The sequence below is a fragment of the Thermanaeromonas sp. genome (genome assembly GCF_021890735.1).
Taxonomy (GTDB): Bacteria; Bacillota; DSM-521; order Neomoorellales; family Neomoorellaceae; genus Thermanaeromonas.
In genome coordinates this window covers 1-9,034 of the sequence record NZ_JAKKUR010000074.1, presented here as the reverse complement: position 1 = coordinate 9,034, position 9,034 = coordinate 1, and the positions used below count along the sequence as shown (strand labels likewise).

The following is a 9,034-nucleotide window of genomic DNA, read 5'->3' as shown; positions in this document are numbered from 1 at the left end:
CGCGTCTCGGACATGCGTAACCTCACCCCATCGTTAAACTAAACCCCTGCGGCTCGCTTTCCCGACCACCAGTCAATTATGGAAGCGAATAGCTCCCGGCCATCTATACCTCCCAAGACCTCCTCGGCACATCGCTCGGGATGGGGCATAAGCCCCAGCACGTTCCCTCCCTCGTTGATTATGCCCGCTATGTTTTCTAAGGAACCATTGGGGTTGGCTTCAGGGGTAACCTCACCTTCTGGCGTGCAGTAGCGGAATACCACTTGGCCCTTATCTTTGAGCTGCCGCAAAGTCTCCGGATCAACATAGTAATTGCCCTCGTTATGAGCTATGGGCATTCTTATGACCTGCCCTTTCCGGAAGTGATTTGTAAACGGAGTAGAATTGTTTTCTACACGAAGGTAGGTATCCTGGCAGCGGAACTTAAGGCAGCTATTACGCAGCATGGCACCAGGTAGAAGCCCGGCTTCAAGCAAAATCTGGAAGCCGTTGCATATCCCCAGGACCAATCCCCCTTGGCGGGCAAACTCCACCACGGCCGGCATTACAGGAGCAAAGCGGGCTATAGCTCCCGCCCTCAAGTAATCACCGTAAGAAAAGCCACCGGGTAATACCACGCAATCATAACCTTCAAGATTAGTTTCTGTATGCCAGATATAGTTCACTTGTTGTCTCAAGACCGTACGGATAACATGGTAGACATCCTGATCACAGTTGGAACCGGGAAAGACTATAACGCCGAATTTCATGTTTCCCCATCCTCTCGGGACCCGGCTATTTCACATCTGTACCTTTCTATAACAGGATTGGACAGGAGCCGCCGGCACATCTCATCTACCTGTTTAAAGGCCTCGTGACCATCCTCAGCTTCTAAAAGTACCTCCAGGTATTTACCTACCCGAACCTCCTTTACCCCTTCATACCCCATAGTAACCAAGCCCTGCTTAACGGCTTCTCCTTGGGGGTCCAGTACCCCGGGTTTTAAGGTTATATATACCTTAGCCAAATATTGCTCTCCCAACTTAAAGCTCACCCACCTTGCTATTGTATCTGCTTTCCTACCGCTTCAGTTATGCGTTGTAACACTTCCTGATAGGCTTCTTCCACTTTTCCTAGATCGCGACGGAAGCGGTCCTTGTCCAGTTTCTCCCTGGTATTCCGGTCCCAGAAGCGACAAGTGTCAGGGGAAATCTCATCTCCCAAAAGTATACTTCCGTGATGCAAACCGAATTCTAACTTAAAATCTACGAGGATGAGCTCGGCAAGCTCCAAAACTTGAGAGAGAATTTCATTCACCTTAAAAGCGTAACTTTTCATCAGTTCTACCTGGTCCGGCGTAGCCAGCTCCAAAGCAGCTATATGGTATTCGTTGATCATAGGATCATGGAGCTCGTCCGACTTATAATAAAACTCCAGCACGGGACTTTTTAAGGGGGTACCCTCTTCAAGCCCTAAACGCTGGGCCAAGCTGCCGGCAGCCACATTCCTAACCACCACTTCAACAGGAACAATCCTTAGCGCTTTTACTACTATCTCCCTAGGGCCCACCAGCTCCACAAAATGTGTGGGAATACCTCTTCTTTCTAAAACCTGGAAAAGCAAAGCGGACATCCGGGCATTTACCTCTCCTTTGCCCGTAATGGTACCCTTTTTTAACCCGTCAAAGGCCGTGGCATCGTCCTTAAATTCCACCAAGTAGAGGTCGGGATCTCCGGTACGGTACACACGTTTAGCCTTACCTTCATAAAGGAATTCCTTTTTTTCTACCATCGAGTTTTACACCCCTTTCTTAAATTTTGAGCTTTAAAGTCCTGCCCGCTCGAAAATGTAATCTATATATTTAAGATGATAGTTGTAGTCAAAGAGCTCTTCAATTTCAGAAGGGCTAAGGCGGCAGGTTATCTCCGGATCCTTCAACAAAAGCTCCTTGAAAGATACTCCCTTTCTCCAGGCCTCCATGGCGTTGCGCTGGACCAGGGCGTAAGCTTCCTCCCTCAGAAGTCCCTTTTCTACTAAGGCTAAAAGTACTCGCTGTGAGAACACCAGTCCGTGCGTAGCTTCTAAATTCCGGCGCATGTTTTCCGGGTAGACTTTAAGGCCCTCCATAACTTCTGTAAATTTGGCGAGCATGTAATCCAAAAGGATGGTGCTGTCGGGTATGATAATCCTCTCTACAGAAGAATGGGTGAGATCCCTTTCATGCCACAGTGCTATATTTTCTAGGGCGGCCAGAGCATTGCTGCGGATTACCCGGGCCAGACCTGCTATTCTTTCGCACATAATGGGGTTGCGCTTGTGGGGCATGGCCGAAGATCCTTTTTGACCTTGGGTGAAGGGCTCTTCTACCTCCAGAATATCCGTCCGCTGGAGGTTGCGGATCTCGGTAGCCATCTTTTCAAGGGAACTAGCTATAATGGCCAGGGTGGTCATGTACTGGGCGTGGCGATCGCGCTGAATAATCTGGGTGGAAACTTGAGCGGGCTTAAGCCCCAGTTTGCGGCATACGTATTCTTCTACTCGCGGATCGACGTTAGCAAAGGTACCTACAGCTCCGGAGATCTTCCCTACGCTGATCATCTCCCGGGCCTGATGAAGCCTCTCCGTATGGCGATCTACTTCCATAACCCACAGGGCCATCTTAAGACCGAAGGTAACGGGTTCCGCGTGAACCCCGTGGGTACGGCCCATCATGAGAGTATACTTGTGTTCCCTGGCCTTTTCTACAAGCACAGCACGCAACCTTTTAAGGCGCCTGAGGAGCTGGTCGGCCGCTTCCCGCATAAGTAGAGCCAGGGCCGTATCCAAAATATCTGAAGAAGTAAGACCAAGGTGAATGTATTTAGAAGCCTCCCCCACCTGCTCCGCTACAGAAGTTAAAAAAGCTATCACATCATGGCGTACCGTGTTCTCGATCTCTTTTATTCGGGAAACATTAAAACCGGCCCTTTCCTTAATCTCTGCCAAAGCCTCCGGCGGTATCTTACCTAACTCAGCCCAGGCTTCGCAGGCGTAAATCTCGATCTCCAGCCACTTCCGGAACTTATTTTCCTCCTCCCAAATGCGGGCCATTTCGGGCAAGGTGTAGCGCTCGATCAACTTTGGCACCCCCGTAAAGCCGTACTGAGTTCTTTATCCTTAGCTTCCACTTCCCTGGCTAGCCGCTCCCGGTAGGCCACCAGTTTTTCCCTTAGATCCTTGTCCCGCACGCCCAATATCTCAACGGCTAAAAGGGCGGCATTTGCAGCTCCATCTATGGCCACCGTGGCCACGGGGACACCTCTGGGCATCTGTACTATGGAATATAAGGAGTCCACTCCGCCCAGAGATTTGGTCCCTATAGGCACCCCTATAACGGGAAGAGGCGTCACAGCAGCCAGCACACCGGGAAGGTGAGCGGCACCTCCGGCCCCGGCAATAATTACCTCCAGTCCGCGGCCGGCAGCCTCCCGGCCGTAACGCAAGGCAGCCTCCGGAGTGCGGTGCGCGGATAAGATACGCACTTCATGAGGAATACCGAATTCCTTAAGTACCTCTGTCGCCGCCTGCATTACGGAAAGATCTGACGCGCTCCCCATAACGATGCCTACTAAAGGATTGGACATCCAGAGAACCCCCTTAAGAATTAATTAACCCAGGCCAGATAGGTTCTGAAGCTAAAGCTGAAACCTACCCGCCTGGGTTTTTAGTCCCTACGGTGTGGCGCTTAAAACGCCTGTACCACTCGGACCTGACCGTAAAAAACCTTGCCCAGGTTTTTTACGCGGAACCCTGAGGTACACTTTCAGCCTGTTAGCAAGGACCCCTTTTTCTGGCCCACGGCTTAAATTTTAATTGGCCAGACCATAATTCCTTGGCTTAACAGACTATATTTTATCCTTTTTTCGGCTTTATCATAACAAACCCGGGCGAAACGTGTCAACTTAAAAATTATAAAAAGGTTTCAAGCTGGACGCGCCAGCCACCTGTACTTTTCGTTAAGTTTAATAAAGACAAAAATATCCCAGCGGGATACAATACGGGGGGCATTTGTACTAATGCTAGTAAAAATGATAAACATCATCCCCCAGGCGCTGGCTCCCGGAAGATAGGGCTTTATCTTTTTCTGAAAATCTTCTGGGGAATATCTTTTGAGGAGAAGGGAGTAAGTAGTGACCCCCATTAATAACGGTAATAGGATTACTAAGACGATAGTTTTTAAAGTTAACCATATGTTAACCGGGACGTACTTTCCTACCATCATCAGGAGATACCACGGAGCTAAAAGGGAACCCAAAAGCAGTCCGATGGTGGTAAGCTTAATGGCTCCCGGGACGTTTCCCTTGGCAAGCATGGTAAAAGCGATAGTCATATTACTCGTGGGGAGCAAAGAAGTAATGGCCAGTCCGGCAAATAGCTCCGGCTCCTGCAGCAAAAACCCCATTCCCAATAGATAGGCTAAGCAGGGTACCACCAGGAAATTAAGAAGCATGGCGCTAACGACAAGCTTACCCTGGGAAAGATTAAAAACCTCTTTCAACTTAAACCCGATCATGGTGGGATAAATCATAAGTACGGTAACGACTAAGATATATTTCTTTAAGTTGCTCGTATCGACCAGGAGCCCCGTAATAAACCCTATTATGAGTACCAAAGGTACTACTAAGGAGATATTTTGGGAAGGGTAAAGAAAGATTTTGCCGGCTAAAGTTTTACACGGTATTCGGCTCCCAGCCTTTTCTGCTGCGATACTTTTAAGTAACGCCCTATTTCCTTCCATATGATCGTTCTTCAACCTCCTCTTTTTCTTTATTTTGAAGCCAAAATAATTTTTCTTCCAACTCTTCCAATTCCACTACCATTTCTACCTTTACTGAATGAGCTGGCCAGCGCTTTTTTAGATTAGCTATAGCCTCTTCCAGGCGCCTGATCTCCTTTTGTAGTTCATTTTTATCCAAGGTGATCCCGCCCTTTGGAGTTTTGTTTTATTATACTTTATACTTTTTTCGCTGTCAATGGAGGAAAATAGGGTCGTTTAGAAGACTTGAAAATTATCACCGGGAGCAGGTAATTATAAGGGTGGGGAAAAATTTAGTAGACGGGGGGATAATTATGAAAAACGAGGTGCTTTCCGTTATAAAGGAACGCCGCAGCATCCGGCGTTTCAAACCCGATCCCGTACCGGAGGAGATCCTTAATACTTTGCTCGAAGCGGCTTGTGCTGCCCCATCCGCAGGCAACGTGCAACCTTGGCTTTTTTACCGGGTACACCGGGCAGAAATTAAAGAAGCCTTAGCAAAAGCAGCCCTGGGTCAAAAGTTTGTAGCCCAAGCACCAGTAGTGATTGTGGTATGTGCAGACCTTAACAGGGCAAGTGCCACCTATGGGGAACGGGGGCGCACCCTTTACTGCCTCCAAGACACCGCCGCCGCCATTACCAACCTTATGCTCGCTGCCACAAGCCTCGGCCTGGGAACCTGCTGGGTAGGGGCGTTCGACGAGGGAGCGGTAAGCCACGTTTTAGAGTTACCGCCTCATATAAGGCCTGTAGCTATGATCCCGTTGGGCTACCCCGCCCATTCCCCTTCTCCTACAGCGCGGCGTAGTCTCAGCGAGGTAGTGAAGGTAGTTGACTGATTTATCCTCTTGGCGACCTGTGCATTATTTTAGCCCCACTTTGTACAAGGTGGGGCTAAAGCTAATGATGGTGGGCCTCGGCCTCTTAAACTATATTTAAGTCCTTTCGCCCCCTATCTCCTCCCCTTTTCCTCCGCTTTCACTCCGCTTTTGCTCCCAAATTCACAATTAAGTATAACTTAAGCCTTGCCATCTCATTGCTCCCAAGTAAAAAGTACCCTTAAGCAGGGTTCATGTTTAAAGTGGCTCTTTTTCAGGTAAAATAACATCGAATATGCCAAAAAGGTACTCCATCTTTAAAATTGCCGCTGCTTATATAGGAACTGTAGTAGGAGCAGGTTTTGCTTCCGGCCAGGAAGTGCTGCAGTTCTTCGGCTATTTCGGCCTTTGGGGGCTTGCCGGCATAGCCTTGGCCACAGGCTTGTTCATTTTTTTCGGGTATCAGGTTTTAAACTTAAGCCATCATCTGAAGGCCCATTCCCACCTCCCTGTTATGCGCCACGCTGGAGGCCCCTGGCTTGGTAAAGCGGTAGATGGAATTACGACCTTTTTCCTCTTCGGAGCTCTGGCAGTCATGGCCGCCGGTGCTGGTGCCATTTTCTTGGAGGAATATTGCCTCCCCGCCTTGTTGGGAAGTACCCTTCTGATCGCAGTAACTCTTGTTACGGTACTTCTAGGTATAAGCCAGGTAATTACTGCCATCAGTTTTGTGGCACCACTTTTGGTAGCTACCGTCTTGGGAGTAAGCCTCCTTACCATCTTCAAAAATCCGGCTTCCCTGCTTACCAATCTCTCCTGGTCAGAAGTTCCCAGGGCAGCAGCCCCCTTTTGGCCCCTGGCCGCTTTGCTCTACGCTTCCTATAACCTTATCCTGGCTATAGGCGTTTTGGCTCCATTGGGGTCCTTAAACAGGCAGAAAAGTCTCCTGCCGGGAGCCGCCCTGGGGGGATTGGGCCTTGGTTTGGGTGCCGGGGCCATTACTTTAGCCCTTCTGGCCACAGCCCCGGAAGTAACAGCGTGGGAAGTACCCATGCTGCAAATAGCCGGTAACTTGGCACCTTGGACTCGTACATTTTATAGCGTCATTTTGCTAGCCGAAATTTATACTACCGCCGTAAGCAGCCTCTACGGTTTTACCGCCCGCCTGGCAAAACCCGAAAGCAAGCGCTTTTCCCGTCTGGCCATCATGGCCAGCCTCGTGGCCTTAGTTGCCGCCCAGTTGGGTTTTTCCCGCCTGGTGGCCACCCTTTTCCCTCTGGTTGGTTACGGCGGCCTATTACTGCTAGGAGCCCTGGCCTATTATTTCCTGCGCGAAAACTTGCCTGTTATGCTCTCTAACTTTTTTCTTAAACGTCTTCTTCCTACCTGGGCCCGCAAAGTTTTACCTATAAAGAAAAAAAACTAAAAGCCGCCCTGGCGGAGCATCTCCCTCTATACCCCCTATTAGCATTTCCCCTTTTTGAGTAGATAGGTATTAAGGGGTACAGTTTTTGAAGTGAGGTAGGTAATAGTATTCCAGAAAGGAATATTTACTATAGCAGGAGTTTATAAGCTGAGAGCGAATAGTGTAAATATCACGGGGGAAGGAGGGAGATCCTTTGGAGAGTAAAACAGTTATAGGTAATACGAGTAGAAAAGGGAGAAAAGTTTATTTAGAGCAATCTTTAAAGGAGGTTTGGGTACGGTTATTCCAGGAGCCCTGGCCTTTAGGAGTAGGAGTCCTTGCCCTGACCATCACTAATCTATTTATGTTCATATACGCTCGTGCTTTAGGCGTATTTCCCCAAATGGCCATGTGGGGAAGTTGGCTTTATAACTTGATAGGTATCAAGACGGAAAGCCCCTTTATCCCCTACCCAGTAAAGCCACCTTATTTAGACATGCACAGTTTACTGGACATAGGTATTATCTTCGGTGCTCTGGGGGCTTCTTTACTAGCCCGGGAATTTAAAATCCGGCGAGAAGACGGGCAAGGTTATCTTTTTGGGGCCCTTGGCGGTATTTTGATGGGTTTGGGTACAGTACTGATGCCGCCGTGCAATGTGGGCGGTTTTTGGGTGGCTACCATGGCCTTTTCTTTAAGCGGACCTTTGGCGGCTATAGGACTTCTGCTAGGTGCTTATGTGGGAGGTAAAATCTTACAAAGTCACGTACATGAAGCCCTGCTCAAGGTAGATTTTACTCAGACCCCGGAAGGAGAAGCTGTCCCGCCACGCTCCGTGTCTCTACAACCCCAAAGCGGCATTTTGGTATTCATCCTTATAGTCATCCTGGCTATAGTTTATCATCGCCTGGGTATGCCTAAAAATGCTGGACTATTCTTGTTCGGCGTCCTTTTCGGTGTAATCGTCCAACGCTCCCGCCTGTGTTTTGTGGCTGCTTTCCGGGAGATCTTGGTAAGCCGTGATGGGAAGGTTATGAAATGGGTTTTGGCTAGCATGGCTGTTGGCGCCTTAGGTTTTGCCCTTCTCAAGGGCCAGGGCTACCAGCCCCAGCATATGGTTTTCCCCGCCGGCTGGCATAATATTGTAGGCGGCTTTATCTTTGGGATTGGAATGGTTCTTGCGGGGGGGTGCGGCCTAGGGATTCTAGTACGCAGCGGCGAGGGTTATACCCGCTCCTGGGTAGCTTGTCTTACTGCTATGTTAACCTCCGGAGCTTGGGTTCACCTTTATGGCCAGAAGGTGGGCCAAGGGTGGCTCTATGGTAAGCCGGTATACCTACCCGAAGCCCTGGGTTGGGGTGGAGCGCTAATCTTTGTTTACGGCTTCTTACTGCTATTCTATTTGTTTATCCTATGGGTGGAGGCAGGGAAATATGAAAAAGCTTAAGGCTATAAAAATCGGCAACAACCACTACCAAGTGGATATGCGAGGGTGGATGTGCCCTTATCCTAAATATGCCATCGAAATACTTCTGGAAAAACTGCCATCGGCCAGCCGTATGGACCTACTGGTCGATTGTCCTGCGGCTACCAAGGATGTACCGGAAGTGGTCAAAAGCAAAGGTTGTAACGTCCAGGAAGTTATTCCTATAAGCGATGGGGAATGGCGGATTAGAGTGAGCAAATAAGCGCAAACCTTATAATCTACAATTATGGTAATCCCCCTCTAAGATTTATAAGGGGGAATTACCATTTCTGGGCCCTTACTATAGCCCGATAGAGCACCTCTAGATGAAGAAAGTATAGGAGCTAAAAGGTGTTTGGGTTTAATCTGGGTTACAGGAAAATAGCCACCACATGGCGAATTCTTAAACTAATTCTTAAAGCAAGATGAAAATAACACGAAAGGATTTCCAGGTTGGCAATGGAAGATATGTTCGGCTACGCCTCTGTGAGAGCACAGAGCATCCTAAGCGTGGGGCAGGCCAGGAGAATTTAAACAGGAGGAACGGCTATGGAACTAGGTGCTACTATACG

The 9,034-nt window shown here is 48.9% G+C and carries 11 protein-coding genes; 4 read left to right on the top strand and 7 right to left on the bottom strand.

Annotated features, from left to right (window positions below):
* Nucleotides 1-38: 38 nt before the first annotated feature.
* The 7 genes from purQ to L5656_RS09365 all read right to left on the bottom strand — a co-directional run bounded on the left by purQ (nucleotide 39) and on the right by L5656_RS09365 (nucleotide 4,934).
* Nucleotides 39-749, bottom strand: a complete 711-nt coding sequence (gene purQ, locus L5656_RS09395) for a phosphoribosylformylglycinamidine synthase subunit PurQ (protein ID WP_297202300.1) — start codon at nucleotides 747-749, stop codon at nucleotides 39-41.
* Nucleotides 746-1,033, bottom strand: a complete 288-nt coding sequence (gene purS, locus L5656_RS09390; protein WP_297202297.1) for a phosphoribosylformylglycinamidine synthase subunit PurS — start codon at nucleotides 1,031-1,033, stop codon at nucleotides 746-748. The genes purQ and purS overlap by 4 nt, the downstream gene beginning before the upstream one ends.
* Before the next feature lie 8 nt (nucleotides 1,034-1,041).
* Nucleotides 1,042-1,770, bottom strand: coding sequence for a phosphoribosylaminoimidazolesuccinocarboxamide synthase (gene purC, locus L5656_RS09385; RefSeq protein WP_297202295.1), 729 nt, complete (start codon nucleotides 1,768-1,770; stop codon nucleotides 1,042-1,044).
* Between the two features lie 33 nt (nucleotides 1,771-1,803).
* Nucleotides 1,804-3,096 (bottom strand): adenylosuccinate lyase, encoded by a 1,293-nt coding sequence (gene purB, locus L5656_RS09380; protein ID WP_297202292.1) that lies wholly within the window; start codon nucleotides 3,094-3,096, stop codon nucleotides 1,804-1,806.
* Nucleotides 3,093-3,602, bottom strand: coding sequence for a 5-(carboxyamino)imidazole ribonucleotide mutase (purE, locus tag L5656_RS09375; protein ID WP_297202289.1), 510 nt, complete (start codon nucleotides 3,600-3,602; stop codon nucleotides 3,093-3,095). The genes purB and purE overlap by 4 nt, the downstream gene beginning before the upstream one ends.
* 338 nt (nucleotides 3,603-3,940) lie before the next feature.
* Entirely contained in the window at nucleotides 3,941-4,771 is an 831-nt protein-coding gene (locus tag L5656_RS09370; RefSeq protein ID WP_297202286.1) for an arsenic resistance protein, read from the bottom strand.
* Nucleotides 4,743-4,934 carry a hypothetical protein gene (locus L5656_RS09365; protein WP_297202283.1) on the bottom strand — a complete coding sequence of 64 codons (192 nt, stop codon included), beginning with the start codon at nucleotides 4,932-4,934 and terminating at the stop codon, nucleotides 4,743-4,745. Before L5656_RS09365 ends, L5656_RS09370 begins: the two co-directional genes overlap by 29 nt.
* A gap of 154 nt (nucleotides 4,935-5,088) precedes the next feature.
* On the opposite strand from L5656_RS09365, the gene L5656_RS09360 reads away from it, so the two are divergent.
* From L5656_RS09360 to L5656_RS09345, 4 genes are all read left to right on the top strand, one after another.
* Nucleotides 5,089-5,613: a nitroreductase family protein gene (locus L5656_RS09360; RefSeq protein WP_297202280.1), complete on the top strand. Its 525-nt coding sequence runs from the start codon at nucleotides 5,089-5,091 to the stop codon at nucleotides 5,611-5,613.
* A 274-nt stretch (nucleotides 5,614-5,887) separates the two neighbouring features.
* Nucleotides 5,888-7,018 carry a YkvI family membrane protein gene (locus L5656_RS09355; protein WP_297202277.1) on the top strand — a complete coding sequence of 377 codons (1,131 nt, stop codon included), beginning with the start codon at nucleotides 5,888-5,890 and terminating at the stop codon, nucleotides 7,016-7,018.
* A gap of 193 nt (nucleotides 7,019-7,211) precedes the next feature.
* A complete protein-coding gene (locus L5656_RS09350; RefSeq protein WP_297202274.1) occupies nucleotides 7,212-8,444 on the top strand; it encodes a YeeE/YedE thiosulfate transporter family protein in 1,233 nt (410 codons plus the stop codon).
* Nucleotides 8,431-8,685: a sulfurtransferase TusA family protein gene (locus L5656_RS09345; RefSeq protein ID WP_297202272.1), complete on the top strand. Its 255-nt coding sequence runs from the start codon at nucleotides 8,431-8,433 to the stop codon at nucleotides 8,683-8,685. The genes L5656_RS09350 and L5656_RS09345 overlap by 14 nt, the downstream gene beginning before the upstream one ends.
* Nucleotides 8,686-9,034 lie beyond the last annotated feature (349 nt).